Here is a 14,092-nt window from a genome sequence, read left to right on the forward strand (position 1 = left end):
GCCGGTGCGAGCCAAGCTGCTGGCACGATCGTCTCGAGGCTGATGTCTCTGCGGTGGCTTGGCGACCCCGTGTAGCAGTCCGGCCCGCGCTGCGTTGAGGTACCCCACTTTGTCGCTCCCGGGCACGGGAAGCACGGGAAGCACGGGAAGCCGGATCTGTCTGCTACCTGCGGCGCCTCGGTCGTGTGTGAACGTGGAGGCCACCATGGAGCGACTGATCGAGCGCTGTGCCGGTCTGGATGTGCACCAGGCCAGCGTGGTGGGGTGTGTCCTGATCCACGAGACGGGCCGGCGCCCCCGGAAGCAGACCCGCACCTTCGGGACGATGACCGATGACCTGCAAGCCTTGCGCGACTGGCTCACGGAGCAGGGCGTGACCCATCTCGGCATGGAGAGCACCGGCGTCGACTGGCGCCCGGTCTACGCCGTGCTGGAAGGGGCAGTCGAGTTGATCGTCGGCAACGCCCGGCACATGAAGAACGTGCCGGGGCGCAAGACCGAGATCAAGGACGCCGAGGGGATCGCCGAGGTGGTCTGCCTCAAGGCGCGGCGCCATGCGGGCGGCGCTGGCGATTGCCCACAGGATCCTGGTCGCCGCCTGTCACATGCTCAGCCGCGGCGTCGGCTGTCACGAACTGGGTGAGGCTTACCTCGATAACGCCGACCGCACCCGCACCGCCGCCAACCTGAAGCGCCGGCTGCAGCGTCTGGGCTATGTCGTCGCCATTCAGCCCACGGAGGACGGGCCACAGCCGCACCAGGCAGCCTCATAGCGGCAGCGTCCGGGGCACTATTTTCGAAGCAGATATGGCAGTCGTTTGAACATCTTTTGCGATAATGTAACGAAATGAATTGTAATCGAACCGGCCGACGGCACTGGGTTCTGACTAAATACCTGGAAGCCGCAGGTTTCCGAGCATAACGCGCGCCCGGTTGATGGGCGACGACACGCGGGATGAAAGCGGTACCCGGGTTCCGCGGGAAGGCGGGTATTTTGTTGAACTGGTCTGCATTGTCTTGAACGTCAGCCTCAGGACTGTCACATGGTCACGGCGCGTGCCGTCGAGCCACCGCGACCGCAGGTCGCAACAAATTCTTCTCTGCGCGCTCTGCGCCCCGCTCTGCGATCTCTGCGTTGAAAAATCCGGTGCCGGAACAAAAATCTGCGTTGCCGATGGGCCGCCCAACCCGAAGCGCCGATGGCGCCCCGGTCACCGCGATTCGACGCAGAGATCGCGGAGTGGGGCGCAGAGCACGCAGAGCAGGGATTCGGGCGGCCTGCGGCCGCATTGACCTGGCATCGGTCGTGGTGCGGTGTTCATCAAACAAGGCGCCTGAACGGCCGATCAATCGGCGCAACAAAAGACGCTGCTTCCCGGTCCCCATGAGCACCGTGCCGCCGGTCATGGCCATCGCAGCATCGACGTCAATCATGACTCCAGGTCCCAAGGCAGCGCAGGCCTGCTGAATCATTGCTGTCAAAGCACATCTCAGCTGCCTGATCGGTCCGCACCCGCGCCGGCTGCACTGGCGCGCCGGAACGGTGCGGGCACAGGCCGTGTCAGGCGTCGGCCGGCTGTACCAGCCCCGCCTTGTGGGCCGCGATCCACTTCCGCAGTTCGGCGACATGGCCGCTTTCCTCCTCGGCGAAAGCCTCGGCGAGGACCTTGATCTCGGGATCGTCCGTGGTGTCGCAGACGGTCTGGTAGAACACCTGGCCGGATGTTTCCGCCTCCAGGGCGATCTCCAGCGCCTGGCCGCGCCCGATGAACGGATCCGCCGCCCAGATCGCCGCCGTCTCCGGGCTTTCGAAGCCCGGCCAGACATACTCGTCGGGCTTCATGTCGGGAACCGAGCGGAACCCTGCCCGCGCCTGGGCGTCGGCGAGATGCAGCCGTGAGTAGTCCGACAGGCGGCGGAACAGCGATCCCACCTCCTTGTTGCCATAGGCTTCCATCGCGTCGGCCAGTTGCCCGAACCGGTCCGCGGCCTCACGCTCGACCGCGATGGCGTAGGCCAGAAACTCCTCAACGGAACGCATCACCTGTTCCTCCTTGTGCGCAGCGCGGCAGCCAACGCCGTCCGGTTGGATGCCGCGAAAAATTCCATCCGCAGCGAGTGCAAACGATGTGCCAGGTCTGGGGGGCGACATTTCAAAGAGTTATTGCAAGGCCGATCGGCTTTGGCGCGTCGGATTCACGACATGGATTGCCGGCAGTGCGACAATCGCCGCGACCGGCCCGGGTTGCCCTCGCCTGCCTGACGTTTCGCCGAAGCGACGTCATGCGCCGGCCAGCAGCCGGCACCGTGGCAGACGACACGCCACGCCCGGCCAGGCGTGCGACGACAGCCAGCGCGGCCGCCGAACGGGACTGCCGAGTGCTTCACGCGCCGACCAGGAACTCCGGATCGACCGGGACCTGCATGGCTGTGACGAGATTGTTGGTCTCCGAAGCCATGCCGACGATGGCGAGCAGGTGCATATGCTGGGCCTCCGTCATGCCCTTCTGCTTCGCGGCCGCCGTATGCGAATGAATGCAGTAGGAACAGCCGTTCGCGGCCGAGACGGCGATGTAGATCAGCTCCCGGGTCAGGGGATCGAGCGCCCCCTCCCCGCCCATGATCGCCTTCAGGCTTTCCCAGGTGCGCTTCAAGGTGGCCGCATCATTGGCCAGGGCGCGCCAGAAGTTGTTGATGAAATCCGATTTGCGAACCCGCCGGATGTCGTCGAACACGGCCTTCACGGCCGGGTCCTGCGCGACGTCGTCGTCCGTCCACAGCCGCACGGTTGCCATGTGAACCCTCGCTCGTCTTGTTCGATGCCAAGGCTAAACCAGCCGCCCGGCCGCCGCCACAACCCGGAAGTGCAGGTTGAACAACCGTGGCCGTTCAGAGTGGCGCGGGACAGGCCGTCCTGTCGGCGAGGCATACTGGCGCGGTCGTGACGCGATCGGCCGGGATCCAGAGAGACGGATTGCCATGCCCAGCCGCCCTGGCTCCTACGGCAGTCGTACATCTCCGGAACAATCTGGCTTCGAGGCACCAGAACAGGGACGCATCGCGTGTCATCCTTGTCCCCGTACCGCTCGCCGGAGGTCCAGTCTCCATTCCCGTGGCCCGTCTGGTTGAGCGGCATCGGGATCGGCCGTCGCTTTCGTTGGGTCGAGGTCGCGCCGGTGCGTGGGGCGCCGATCGGCTCTCAACACGGAGAAAGCGCGGAGGGCCCGGAGGGTCACGGAGTTGGTGCGAACGGGTTGGCTTGTCGCCCGGCCCGGTCTCCGTGGCCCTCCGCGCTTTCTCCGTGTTGAAAATCACAGCAGAATCAACCGGCACGGACGTTTCCGGGTGGCGAGCGGTAGCAGAGCCTCCAGGACGGTCTCCATTGCCGCGGGGCAGGCTGATGCCGTGAACAAGCGTTGTGAAAACTCATCCCACAGATGTACGATCGCCGTAGCCCAGGCTCAGGGGTGTGCCGCACGGACCGATCAATCAAAATTGATCTATCGCTGCAGAATCATCGATTCTTATGCGCCTGGCGTCCGTCGGGAAGCCGAAATTGATTTCGTAGTTGATGATTTCGGCCTCACACTCTGCCCTTGCCCCAGACACTGCACAGGGACGATGGTATGGTATTTCCCGCCGACGAGACACAGGCCTGATGAGTCCGTTCGAGCTTCCCGCCGATCGGCTACCGGAACAGAGCGTTGTCGCCAGGCCGGTGTGGTGGCGACGGGCCCCTACAGGCGTGCGCCGCTGGGCGATCTGGTCCGTCCTCTCCGCCGCCGCGATCCTGCTGTGTATCGCGTTCGTGGATCAACCGGTCGCCCGCTTCATGTATGAGCATCCCGCCGTGTCCTCGCATGGCCACCGTCTGGGGTTCTTGCCCGTGACGATCCTGGCGGCCGCCTCGGCGAGCGTGGTCGTCATCGGCACGATCCGGGCGCTACGGGGCGAGGTGCCGCTGTTCTGGCGCCGCGTGCTGTTCGCCGGCCTCGCCTGCTGCGTCGCACTGACGTTGAAAACCGAGGCCAAATTTCTGCTCGGCCGCATGGGGCCCGGCGAGTGGTACTGGTACCAGACGCTGCCTTTCGCGGATTTCCATCCGTTCCATCGCAACGGCTCGTTCCCCTCTGGCCACATGACGGCCATGTGGTCGATCGCGCCCTTCGTATGGATTCGCTATCGATGGATGCGCATCCCCTGGATCCTTGCCAGCCTTGGCGTCGGCTATGCGTTGGTCGCGAGCAAGGCGCATTTTGTCTCGGACCTGATTGGCGGATGCCTGCTTGGGGGAACCGTGGGCTACCTGTTTCTGCTGGCAGCGGAGCATCCGAAACGGTGTGACGACGACGTGTGATCATAGAACGCGTTTGTGATACGGTTCGCGCTGCCGGGTGATCTAGATATCACGCCATCTTGAACTATACGGCGCAGCGGGCGGAGATTGCTCCGGCGACGCGATGGCTCCTGTGCCGATATAATAAGCACAGGCGGACTATCCGCGCCTTGCGGTGCTGATCGCGGCAAAGACCTGCATGGGCGGCCCGAAGCCTGTGCCCGGGCAGACACCGGGCACCACGTGCGCCGCTTGGGCTTACCGGACAGTGTGGACCAGCGCCGGCATCCAGTTCCGGGCGCGCCGGGCCAGTCGCGTCTCGACGGTTTCCTGGTCATAGTCCGGATGGCTCGCCTGCCGGACGAACGCCGCCCGGTCATCCAGGCAGAGCGTGTTGATGACACAACGAAATCCGGCCGCTGTGTCGCCCACCGCCCCGATATAGACGCCGCACCTGCGGCAGAGCAGATAGTCGGCCGTAGCGGAACCAAACCGGTATTCCTGCACCAGCGGCCACTCAGCCCATATCTCCGCCCGGCCCGCGGGATCGGAGACCGTGCGGGTGCCATGCGCGCGGCAGAACGAGCAGGCGCAGGATCGCACCGGCATATCGGCCGGTGGTTTCGTCAGCCACACCCGCACACGAAGGCTGCCGCAGTGACAACCACCCTGGTGTTCCATCGGGCAAGTCTCGATCCTTCGCCGCCCGGAGTCCAGCCGCGCCGTCGCCCGGCCGCCGCGGGCCGGCGAAGCCGTCTGTGCAAACCCGGGCATTGTTTGCATACTTTATCGATATGAACGGCCGTGCCGGTCGAGGCGACGGCATTGGATCGGGGCGCCAAGGGGGGAATAAGCTGCCACGCCGGGCCGGCCGACAGGATGGGACATGAACGATGGATAAGCGTGCGTGGCCATGAACGAGATCAAAGCGTCCGAGCGGGCCGCGACGCCGCTCTCGCTTCATGTGCCCGAGCCGGCTGTGCGCCCGGGCAGCAAGCCCGACTTCAGCCAGGTCGCCATCCCCAGGGCCGGCAGCGTCAGGCGCCCCGACGTCACCGTGGGTGCGCATGAGATCCACGATCTGGCCTGGTCCATCGTCCGCGTGCTCAACCGCCAGGGCGAGGCCGTCGGTCCCTGGGCGGAAGCGCTGGACCCGGCGTTCCTCAAGGCCGGGCTGCGCGCGATGATGAAGACGCGCGCCTATGACGCCCGCATGATGATGGCGCAGCGCCAGGGCAAGACCTCGTTCTACATGCAGTGCACCGGCGAGGAGGCGGTCGCCTGCGCCTTCGAGACGGCGCTGGAGAAGGGCGACATGAACTTCCCGACCTATCGCCAGCAGGGCCTGCTGATCGCCCAGGACTGGCCGCTGGTCGACATGATGAACCAGGTGTTCTCGAACGAAGCCGATCGGCTGAAGGGCCGCCAGCTTCCGGTGATGTATACGTCGCGTGAGGCGGGGTTCTTTTCCATCTCCGGCAATCTCGCCACGCAGTACATCCAGGCCGTCGGCTGGGCGATGGCGTCCGCCATCCGCGGCGACACCCGTGTGGCCGCCGCCTGGATCGGCGATGGCTCCACGGCGGAGAGCGACTTCCACGCCGCGCTGGTGTTCGCCTCGGTCTACCGGCCGCCGGTGATCCTGAACATCGTCAACAACCAGTGGGCGATCTCGACCAGCCAGTTGATCGCCGGCGGCGAGAACGCGACCTTCGCGGCGCGGGCGCACGGCTACGGCATCCCGTCGCTGCGCGTTGACGGCAACGACTACCTGGCCGTGCACGCCGCCGCCAAATGGGCGGTCGAGCGGGCGCGGCGCAACCTCGGCGCCACGCTGATCGAGTGGGTCACCTACCGCGCCGGGGCGCATTCGACGTCAGACGATCCGTCGAAGTACCGCCCGCGCGAGGAAAGCGCCGCCTGGCCGCTCGGCGACCCGATCGAGCGGCTCAAGGCGCACCTGATCACCATCGGCGAATGGAGCGCGGAACGGCAGACGCAGTTGCAGGCGGAAATCGACGACGAGGTGCTGGCCGCCGCGCGCGAGGCCGAGCAGCACGGCACGCTGCATAACGGCCCGAAGCCCAGCACGTCCACGATCTTCGAAGGCGTTTACAAGGACATGCCGCGCCACCTGCGCGAGCAGCGGCAGGAGATGGGGATCTGAGCCATGCCGCAGATGACCATGATCGAGGCGATCCGCGACGCGCTGGACGTGATGATGACGCGCGACGACCGCGTGGTGGTGTTCGGCGAGGACGTCGGCTATTTCGGCGGCGTGTTCCGCTGCACCGAGGGCCTGCAGCGCCGCCACGGCAAGTCCCGCTGCTTCGACACGCCGATCTCGGAAACCGGCATCATCGGCGTCGCAGTGGGCATGGGCGCATACGGCTTGCGCCCGGTCGCCGAGATCCAGTTCGCCGACTACATGTACCCGGGCTACGACCAGATCGTTTCTGAAGCGGCGCGCCTGCGCTACCGCTCGGCCGGGGACTTTTACGCCCCCATCGTGGTGCGCATGCCGACCGGCGGCGGCATTTTCGGCGGCCAGACGCACAGCCAGAGCCCCGAGGCGCTGTTCACCCACGTCGCGGGCCTCAAGACGGTGATCCCGTCCAATCCGCACGACGCCAAGGGCCTGCTGATCGCCGCCATCGAGGACGACGATCCGGTGATCTTCCTGGAGCCGAAACGGCTGTACAACGGCCCGTTCAACGGCCATCCCGACCAGCCCGTCGTGCCCTGGTCGCGGCATCCGCTGAGCGAGACGCCGGACGGCCACTACACCATCCCGCTCGGCACCGCCGCCATCCGGCGCGAGGGCGCCGCGGTCACGGTGCTGGCCTATGGCACCATGGTTCACGTCGCCGAAGCGGCGGTGGAGGAGGCCGGCGTCGATGCCGAGATCATCGACCTGCGCACGCTGGTGCCGCTGGATACCGACGCGATTGAACGGTCCGTCTCGAAAACCGGCCGCTGCGTGATCCTGCACGAGGCGACGCGCACCTCCGGCTTCGGCGCGGAACTGTCCGCGCAGGTGCAGGAACGCTGCTTCCACCACCTGGAAGCGCCGATTCAGCGCATCACCGGGTGGGATACGCCGTATCCGCATGCGCAGGAGTGGGACTACTTCCCCGGCCCCGCCCGCGTCGTCCGCGCCCTGGCCGCGGTGATGGAGGACTGAGCGTGGGCACGCGCATCATCAAGGTTCCCGACATCGGCGAAGGCGTCGCCGAGGTCGAGCTTGTCGGCTGGCACGTCGCCGTCGGCGATATCGTGCGCGAGGACCAGGTGCTCGCCGAGGTCATGACCGACAAGGCGACGGTGGAAATCCCCGCGCCCGTCGGCGGCACCGTGCTCGCGCTGGGCAGCGGCGAGGGCGCGACGATTGCCGTCGGCAGCGAACTGATGCGGCTCGACGTGCCCGGGGCGCCGGACGACGCCGAGCCGCCCGCGCCGAAGGCAGCCCCGCCGGCGGTGGACGAGGCCGAGCCGCCGCTTGCGCGGAAGAAGGCGCCCGGGCCGGCGCCGCTTGCGCGGCCGTTGCCCGGTGCGCCCATCGAGCGGGCGCCCACTGAACGTATGCCGGTCGAACATGCGCCGGTCGAACATGCGCCGGTCGAACATGCGCCGGTCGAACATGCGCCGGTCGAACCGTCCGTGCCGGGGGCCTCGGCGCCGATTGCGTTCCGCCCCGGGCCGCCGCGGGCGCCGGGCGAGAAACCCCTCGCCTCCCCGGCGGTGCGCCAGCGGGCGCGCGATGCCGGCGTGGATCTGCGGCAGGTGCGCGGCACCGGGCCGGCCGGGCGCATCCTGCACGAGGACCTCGATGCCTTCCTGCGCGGCACCGGCGGCGCGGCGGTCAAGGTTGCCGGCCGTACCGCGGACACCACGGTGCAGGACATCCGGATCGTCGGCCTGCGCCGGCAGATCGCGCAGCGCATGGCGGAGTCGAAGCGCCGTGTCGCGCATTTCGCCTATGTCGAGGAAGTGGACGTCACCGCGCTCGAGGACCTGCGCGCGGCGCTGAACGGCGCGGCGAAGGAACGGACGCGGCTGACCATCCTGCCGTTCCTGATGCGCGCCGTGGTGAAGGCGGTGGCCGAGTTCCCGCTGATGAACGCGCTGTACGACGACGAGGCCGACATCCTGCACCGTTACGGCGGCGTGCATATCGGCATCGCGACGCAGACGCCGAACGGGCTGATGGTTCCCGTCGTGCGTCATGCCGAGGCGCGCGACCTGTGGGGCTGTGCGGCCGAACTCAGGCGCGTGTCGGAAGCGGCGCGGTCCGGCATGGCGGCGCGCGAGGAACTGGCGGGCTCGACGATCACCGTCACCAGCCTCGGCGCGCTTGGCGGGATCGTTTCGACGCCCATCGTCAACCGGCCGGAGGTGGCGATCATCGGCGTCAACAAGCTGATGGTGCGGCCGGTGTGGCAGGATGGGGGTTTCGTGCCGCGCAAGATGGTCAACCTGTCCTCGTCGTTCGATCACCGCATCATCGACGGGCATGACGCGGCGCGCTTCATCCAGCGCATCCGCGGCTTGCTGGAAACGCCCGCGACATTGTTCATGGAGACGCCGGCATGAGCGACATGACAGCCAAACTTCTGGTCGTCGGCGGCGGCCCCGGTGGGTATGTCGCGGCGATCCGCGCCGGGCAGCTTGGCATCGATACGGTGCTGGTGGAGCGCGATTATCTCGGCGGCACCTGCCTGAATGTCGGCTGCATTCCCTCGAAGGCGCTGATCCATGCCGCCGAGGCCTATCACGACGCGGTCGCGGCCAGCGGCGAGTCGCGCTTCGGCCTGCACGTGGAACGGCCGCGCATCGACTTCGCGCAGACGATCGCCTGGAAGAACGGCATCGTCGAGCGCCTGACCGGCGGCGTCGCGGCGCTGCTGAAGCGCAGCCGGGTGCGCATCGTGCGTGGCAATGGAACGATGCTCGACGGCAAGACCTGCCGGGTGGAGACGGACACCGCGCCGCAGACGATCCGCGCCGAGCATGTCCTGCTGGCCACCGGCTCGCGTCCGATGGAACTTCGGGCGCTGCCGTTCGGCGGGCCGGTCATTTCTTCGACGGAAGCGATGGCGCTGCCCGGCGTGCCGGAGCGGCTGGCGGTCATCGGCGCGGGCTATATCGGGCTGGAGCTTGGCACCGCTTTCGCCAAGCTTGGCGCGACGGTCACGGTGGTGGAAGCGATGGAGCGCATCCTGCCGCTGTACGACGAGGACCTGACGCGCCCGGTCGCACGCCGTCTCGCCGCGCTTGGCGTCACGGTCATGACCGAGGCCACTGCCCAGGGGCTTGCGTCGGGCGGCGACGCCGTGGTGGTGCGGATGCCGGATGGCGACACGCGGGAGATCGGGGCCGATCGCATCCTGGTTGCGGTGGGGCGGCGGCCGAATACGGATGGGTTCGGGCTTGAGGGGCTGGATCTGCGCATGAACGGCGCGTTCGTCCGCATCGACAACCGTTGTGCCACTTCGATGCGCAACGTCTGGGCCATCGGCGACGTCACCGGGGAGCCGATGCTGGCGCACCGCGCGATGGCGCAGGGCGCGATGGTGGCCGAGATCATTGCCGGCGAACGCCGTGTGTTCGACAAGGTCGCCATTCCCGCGATCTGCTTCACCGACCCCGAAATCGTTGCCGTCGGCGCCTCACCCGAGGCGGCGCGGAGCGGCGGGCATGAGATCCGCATTGGCGAATTCCCGTTCACCGCCAACGGCCGCGCCATGACGAAGGCGGCGGAGGACGGGTTCGTGCGGATCGTCGCGCGCGCCGACAACCACCTGGTTCTCGGCGTGCAGGCGGTCGGGCACGGCGTTTCGGAACTGTCCGCCGCGTTTGGCCTGGCGCTGGAAATGGGGGCGCGGCTCGAGGACGTGGCCGACACGATCCATGCGCATCCGACGCAGGGCGAGGCGGTGCAGGAGGCAGCGCTGTGTGCGCTTGGCCACGCGATTCACATCTGACACGATGCGCTAAAAAGACGACCGTGACGGCGGATGGCCGGGCGTTCCTCGAGAGCGTTGAACGGGGGAGCGTGCGGCAAAGTTGTTGCTTTGTAGTCACGATTGGCAGCCGCGGCGCCTTGCCTGAAGGCGGACAGGCCGCCGCGTGGAGTCCCGGGTGCCGGCGTGACGTTTCGCCAAAGCCGCGTCACAATGCAGCCGACACCGGCAAGGGAGAAAACGACATGCCACCGCTCGACAAGGTGTACGACTACAGCCAGTACGGCGGGCTGAAGGTCGAGAAGCAGGACAAGGTGATGACCATCACCCTGAACGAACCGGAGTCGCTGAACGCCTTCTCCGCCGAAATGCACTACTCGTTCTCGCGGATCTGGGAGGACGTGCACGACGACCCCGAGGTGAACGTGGTGGTGCTGACCGGCGCCGGGCGCGCCTTCTCGGCCGGCGGCAATGTCATCGCCATGCAGCAGAAGATCGATCGGCCGGAATTGTGGGACGCCACCAGCCTGCCGGAAGCCAAGCGGATCATCTTCCGCATGCTGGAATGCGACAAGCCGATCATCGCGCGGGTGAATGGCCATGCCGTCGGGCTGGGCGCCACCGTGGCGCTGATGTGCGACATCATCATCGCCGCCGACACGGCGAAAATCGGCGATCCGCACGTCAACGCCGGCCTGGTCGCCGGCGACGGCGGCGCGCTGATCTGGCCGCAGCTGATCGGCTTCGCCCGGGCCAAGGAATACCTGTTCACCGGCGATCTGATGACCGCCGCGGAAGCGCACCGCATCGGCCTGATCAACCACGTGGTGCCGGCGGAGGAACTGGACGGGAAGGTCTATGGCCTCGCCCGGCGGCTTTCGGCCGGGGCGATGAAGTCGATCCGCTGGACCAAGCAGGTGATCAATATCCCGCTGCGGCAGATCGCGCATGCCACCATGGATTTGAGCCTCAGCCTGGAAACGCAGTCGAACCTGTCGAAGGATCACCAGGAGGCGGTGTCGGCGTTCGCGGCGAAGCGGCGGCCGAATTTCACCGGGGCGTAGCGGTGCCGCAGGCTCGGTCCAGGGCGAACCAGCCTTGATCACCAAGAGGCGATGCGACGGCTCGGGGTGGCCAGCGGTGCCGCGCTGGTGGAGGGTGTGCGAGCAAACGAGCAGCAATGCCCGGGCACCGGTGGGACCGGTGCCGGCCGGGACGCCGGCGCTGCTGCAGCCGGTGACGAGGCCGGTAAGCGCCCCGCCGGCGCATCCCGTTTGTGTGGCGGAAGGGCAGCGTGGATCAGACATTTGAGCGGGAAAGCCTGTCCATGCTAAGATAGTGTTGTCGCTCGGCCGAGGGTGCTGCTGGCTGCCCGGCCAGTTCCAGGGACCATCGATGGATGCGCCAATCGTTTCTGATCCCGTGCTCGCCCGGTTCCGCCTGGGGCTTGGAGAGCTGTACGGCGATCGCCTCGACCGCGTGGTGTTGTTCGGGTCCCGCGCGCGCGGCGATGCACGGCCGGAGTCCGACTATGATGTCGCGGTGTTCCTGCGCGATATGGACGACCGGGCCGCGGAATTGAATCGGCTGGCTGACCTGAGCACCGATGTCATCGGCGAGACGGGCGCGTTCGTTCATGCCATGGCTTACCGCGCTGACGCCTACGATGAGCGCACGCCGCTCATGCGGGAAATCCGCCGCGAGGGAATCGACCTCTGACGCCCGAAACCGGATATTTCCTTGCCAAGGCTCGCCGTCTGCTCCGCGAAGCGGAGGTGATGCTGGCGATGCAGCCTCATGATGCGGCAGGGCGCACGGCGTACCTCGCCGGCTTCCATGCCGCCCAGGCGTTGATCTCCGAGAAGACCGATCGTTCGGTGAAGACCCATCGAGGCGTCAGCGCGGAACTGCATCGGCTCACCAGGGATGATCCGCGCTTCGATACCGGACTGCGCACGTTCCTTGGGCGCACCTATCAGCTCAAGGGTATTGCCGATTACGAAACCGGCCCGGGTGCCGAGGTATCCTGCGAACAGGCGACCGAGGCGCTTGCGACAATTGCGTGCATTCAACTTCGGCGCTCGGACAGGATGGTTGATGCGGGATCGGCAAAGGCGACCGCAAGCATATCGGCGATGGGGAAGTACCGCACCAGATCATCGACCTGGACACTCTGCAAACCAACTCCTGGGCGACGCAGAGGCTTGGAGGGAAAGCCTGTGAACACGGTCACCATTGGCGTTTCGGATATCAAGGCGATCAAGCGCCGCCCGGCCGGTCGGGCATGACGTGAAGACCGTGCATGGGGACGTGCAGGCGCTACTGAAGGCGGATATTCTGGAGACGGACGACGCGGGGCGGATCGTGTTTTCGTATGATGCCGTGCATGTTGACTTCGTTGTCGGCAAAGTTGCTCAGGGATCGGCGCGCGGGGCAAGGCAGTTGTTCGAGAGGTCTGGCACGCCGATCCGGACCGCTGCGCTCAACTATCCGACGGTGAACGTGGCGCGAGCAGGTGGGAGATCGTGTCGATGAAGCGGGCCGCGATGCCGATGACCTCCTCCGCCTCCTCCAGTGTCACCACGCTTTGAGAGCCAACGGCGTAGTCCGCGACCTCCTTGAATTTGTAGGCATTGGCGAGATGGGATGCCAACTGGGCGTCAATGCGGGGTCGTCCATTGCGGCTCGGGCAAAGAGAGTCCTCATGCCGCTGTGGGTCTTGGCGACTTTGCCGGAGGCATCGAACACGAACGCCTGCGCCGCGTGGTACGCGGCGAGATAAGCTTCCTTTGCCGCCACCGCGGGCAACTGGATGTCGATGATTCTTCTTGCGGCGTCCAGGCATTCCTCCGCCCTGGCGAGATAATCGGCTGTTCCGGCTTTCACAGGTCGAGCCCGTCCTGACGGATTTCGTTCATAAATCCTGTTTGTTCCCGGTCGGCAGCGGCCGGGAAGGGCAATGCGTTGATGACGGCTTCCGTATCGAAGAGAATGCCGGGTTCGATCTCCGCGAGCCGGCGCATTTCGATTGCCCGGTTGGGAAGGTCGTTCAGGAAGACGGCGATGTCGTAGTCGGAGTCCGGATGATGGTCGCCGCGGGCGCGTGATCCGTACCGCACGACGCGGGTCAGCCGGTCGCTGTAGAGGTCTCGGACGGCGGTGCGGAAGCGGGTCAGGACAGGGTCGGTCGTCGTGTCGCCCGGCATGGTCTTTCTTTCGCGCCGCGTCGTTCTTACCGCAGCGCTGTGTTGGAGGCTACCGGATCGAACGGATCGGTCGCTGCAATCGCCGGTCAGGCCGCGTCCTTCGGGCGCTTCGCGGGCGCTGTTTTCCGTCCGTGCCTCGTCCGCGCGCGCTTGCCTGAAACGCCGCCTCCGGCCCCGCGCGCCGGGGCGGCGTCGCCGGTCGTTCCCGGATCCTCTGCCTTTTTGCGCTGCGGCCCGGGGGCCTGAGGAGGCCTCGGCGCTGCGCCCGGCAAGCCGGAGCCCGTGGTGGTGATCGACAGCCGGTGGCTCACCAGCAGGTTGAGGCTGACCTGCGCCTCCGCCGCTTCGATGACAAGGCGCCGGTGCAACTCGGGCAGGACGCGCACGATGAACTTTCCGGAGTAGGTTCTGGGGGACTGGGGGTCGTGGGTTCGAATCCCGCCGCTCCGACCACTTTTTTGGTTCCTCGCTGTTTCAGGTGGGTAGGGCGAGTTCGAGCTTACCCGCGATGAGGTAGATCATCGCCTTCAGGTTGCGGGAGGAGCGGTAGCCCCGGGCCTTGGCTTTGGCCGCCTGGACGAGGCTGT

At 66.7% G+C, this 14,092-nt stretch carries 18 protein-coding genes; 10 read left to right on the forward strand and 8 right to left on the reverse strand.

Features of this window, described 5'->3' with window-relative positions; translation table 11 throughout:
- Positions 1–205: 205 nt before the first annotated feature.
- A complete protein-coding gene (locus CCS01_RS09420; RefSeq protein WP_104518575.1) occupies positions 206–643 on the forward strand; it encodes an IS110 family transposase in 438 nt (145 codons plus the stop codon).
- Positions 644–1,047: 404 nt separating this feature from the next.
- On the opposite strand, the gene CCS01_RS32645 is transcribed toward CCS01_RS09420, so the two are convergent.
- The 3 genes from CCS01_RS32645 to CCS01_RS09430 form a co-directional block, all read right to left on the reverse strand.
- A complete protein-coding gene (locus CCS01_RS32645; RefSeq protein ID WP_146101639.1) occupies positions 1,048–1,434 on the reverse strand; it encodes a hypothetical protein in 387 nt (128 codons plus the stop codon).
- Between the two features lie 127 nt (positions 1,435–1,561).
- Positions 1,562–2,041: a ferritin-like domain-containing protein gene (locus CCS01_RS09425; protein WP_104518576.1), complete on the reverse strand. Its 480-nt coding sequence runs from the start codon at positions 2,039–2,041 to the stop codon at positions 1,562–1,564.
- Between the two features lie 343 nt (positions 2,042–2,384).
- Complete coding sequence (locus CCS01_RS09430; protein WP_239992078.1) at positions 2,385–2,744, reverse strand: carboxymuconolactone decarboxylase family protein; 360 nt, start codon at positions 2,742–2,744, stop codon at positions 2,385–2,387.
- Between the two features lie 827 nt (positions 2,745–3,571).
- Here CCS01_RS09430 and CCS01_RS09435 point away from each other — a divergent pair.
- Entirely contained in the window at positions 3,572–4,357 is a 786-nt protein-coding gene (locus CCS01_RS09435; protein WP_104518578.1) for a phosphatase PAP2 family protein, read from the forward strand.
- A gap of 237 nt (positions 4,358–4,594) precedes the next feature.
- Here the strand turns inward: CCS01_RS09435 and CCS01_RS09440 are convergent, their stop codons facing one another.
- Positions 4,595–5,110, reverse strand: coding sequence for a GFA family protein (locus CCS01_RS09440; protein ID WP_158258313.1), 516 nt, complete (start codon positions 5,108–5,110; stop codon positions 4,595–4,597).
- 139 nt (positions 5,111–5,249) lie between these two features.
- Between CCS01_RS09440 and CCS01_RS09445 the strand changes: the two genes are divergently transcribed.
- The 8 genes from CCS01_RS09445 (at position 5,250) to CCS01_RS36315 (ending at position 12,834) form a co-directional block, all read left to right on the forward strand.
- Positions 5,250–6,503, forward strand: a complete 1,254-nt coding sequence (locus CCS01_RS09445; RefSeq protein ID WP_104518580.1) for a 3-methyl-2-oxobutanoate dehydrogenase (2-methylpropanoyl-transferring) subunit alpha — start codon at positions 5,250–5,252, stop codon at positions 6,501–6,503.
- A 3-nt stretch (positions 6,504–6,506) separates the two neighbouring features.
- Complete coding sequence (locus CCS01_RS09450) at positions 6,507–7,520, forward strand: alpha-ketoacid dehydrogenase subunit beta (protein WP_104518581.1); 1,014 nt, start codon at positions 6,507–6,509, stop codon at positions 7,518–7,520.
- Between the two features lie 2 nt (positions 7,521–7,522).
- Complete coding sequence (locus CCS01_RS09455; RefSeq protein ID WP_104518582.1) at positions 7,523–8,929, forward strand: dihydrolipoamide acetyltransferase family protein; 1,407 nt, start codon at positions 7,523–7,525, stop codon at positions 8,927–8,929.
- Positions 8,926–10,320, forward strand: a complete 1,395-nt coding sequence (lpdA, locus tag CCS01_RS09460) for a dihydrolipoyl dehydrogenase (protein WP_104518583.1) — start codon at positions 8,926–8,928, stop codon at positions 10,318–10,320. Before CCS01_RS09455 ends, lpdA begins: the two co-directional genes overlap by 4 nt.
- A gap of 224 nt (positions 10,321–10,544) precedes the next feature.
- A complete protein-coding gene (locus tag CCS01_RS09465; RefSeq protein ID WP_104518584.1) occupies positions 10,545–11,363 on the forward strand; it encodes an enoyl-CoA hydratase/isomerase family protein in 819 nt (272 codons plus the stop codon).
- Positions 11,364–11,694: 331 nt separating this feature from the next.
- On the forward strand, positions 11,695–12,018 hold the full coding sequence (locus tag CCS01_RS09470; protein ID WP_104518585.1) for a nucleotidyltransferase domain-containing protein: 324 nt from the start codon (positions 11,695–11,697) through the stop codon (positions 12,016–12,018).
- Positions 12,015–12,587: a HEPN domain-containing protein gene (locus CCS01_RS09475; RefSeq protein ID WP_104518586.1), complete on the forward strand. Its 573-nt coding sequence runs from the start codon at positions 12,015–12,017 to the stop codon at positions 12,585–12,587. Before CCS01_RS09470 ends, CCS01_RS09475 begins: the two co-directional genes overlap by 4 nt.
- Positions 12,588–12,609: 22 nt before the next feature.
- Positions 12,610–12,834: a hypothetical protein gene (locus CCS01_RS36315; protein WP_456307597.1), complete on the forward strand. Its 225-nt coding sequence runs from the start codon at positions 12,610–12,612 to the stop codon at positions 12,832–12,834.
- On the opposite strand, the gene CCS01_RS34160 is transcribed toward CCS01_RS36315, so the two are convergent.
- The 4 genes from CCS01_RS34160 to CCS01_RS09485 form a co-directional block, all read right to left on the reverse strand.
- Positions 12,782–12,952 carry a hypothetical protein gene (locus CCS01_RS34160; protein WP_170114627.1) on the reverse strand — a complete coding sequence of 57 codons (171 nt, stop codon included), beginning with the start codon at positions 12,950–12,952 and terminating at the stop codon, positions 12,782–12,784. The two genes, CCS01_RS36315 and CCS01_RS34160, sit on opposite strands and share 53 nt — an antisense overlap.
- On the reverse strand, positions 12,877–13,185 hold the full coding sequence (locus tag CCS01_RS36020; protein WP_158258314.1) for a HEPN domain-containing protein: 309 nt from the start codon (positions 13,183–13,185) through the stop codon (positions 12,877–12,879). Before CCS01_RS36020 ends, CCS01_RS34160 begins: the two co-directional genes overlap by 76 nt.
- Entirely contained in the window at positions 13,182–13,505 is a 324-nt protein-coding gene (locus CCS01_RS09480; RefSeq protein ID WP_104518587.1) for a nucleotidyltransferase domain-containing protein, read from the reverse strand. Before CCS01_RS09480 ends, CCS01_RS36020 begins: the two co-directional genes overlap by 4 nt.
- A gap of 86 nt (positions 13,506–13,591) precedes the next feature.
- Positions 13,592–13,942 (reverse strand): toxin-antitoxin system HicB family antitoxin, encoded by a 351-nt coding sequence (locus CCS01_RS09485; protein WP_104518588.1) that lies wholly within the window; start codon positions 13,940–13,942, stop codon positions 13,592–13,594.
- Between the last annotated feature and the right edge of the window lie 150 nt (positions 13,943–14,092).

Origin of the sequence: Rhodopila globiformis, assembly GCF_002937115.1 — a bacterium.
GTDB classification, from domain to species: domain Bacteria; phylum Pseudomonadota; class Alphaproteobacteria; order Acetobacterales; family Acetobacteraceae; genus Rhodopila; species Rhodopila globiformis.

Bases quoted from the DNA above. Each gene is read 5' to 3' on its own strand.
- CCS01_RS09470 (WP_104518585.1), top strand. From the start codon at position 11,695: ATGGATGCGCCAATCGTTTCTGATCCCGTGCTCGCCCGGTTCCGCCTG.
- CCS01_RS09435 (WP_104518578.1), top strand. From the start codon at position 3,572: ATGATTTCGGCCTCACACTCTGCCCTTGCCCCAGACACTGCACAGGGA.
- CCS01_RS09420 (WP_104518575.1), top strand. From the start codon at position 206: ATGGAGCGACTGATCGAGCGCTGTGCCGGTCTGGATGTGCACCAGGCC.
- lpdA (WP_104518583.1), top strand. From the start codon at position 8,926: ATGAGCGACATGACAGCCAAACTTCTGGTCGTCGGCGGCGGCCCCGGT.
- CCS01_RS09465 (WP_104518584.1), top strand. From the start codon at position 10,545: ATGCCACCGCTCGACAAGGTGTACGACTACAGCCAGTACGGCGGGCTG.
- CCS01_RS09425 (WP_104518576.1), bottom strand. From the start codon at position 2,041: ATGCGTTCCGTTGAGGAGTTTCTGGCCTACGCCATCGCGGTCGAGCGT.
- CCS01_RS09480 (WP_104518587.1), bottom strand. From the start codon at position 13,505: ATGCCGGGCGACACGACGACCGACCCTGTCCTGACCCGCTTCCGCACC.
- CCS01_RS09440 (WP_158258313.1), bottom strand. From the start codon at position 5,110: ATGCCCGGGTTTGCACAGACGGCTTCGCCGGCCCGCGGCGGCCGGGCG.
- CCS01_RS09450 (WP_104518581.1), top strand. From the start codon at position 6,507: ATGCCGCAGATGACCATGATCGAGGCGATCCGCGACGCGCTGGACGTG.
- CCS01_RS32645 (WP_146101639.1), bottom strand. From the start codon at position 1,434: ATGATTGACGTCGATGCTGCGATGGCCATGACCGGCGGCACGGTGCTC.
- CCS01_RS09445 (WP_104518580.1), top strand. From the start codon at position 5,250: ATGAACGAGATCAAAGCGTCCGAGCGGGCCGCGACGCCGCTCTCGCTT.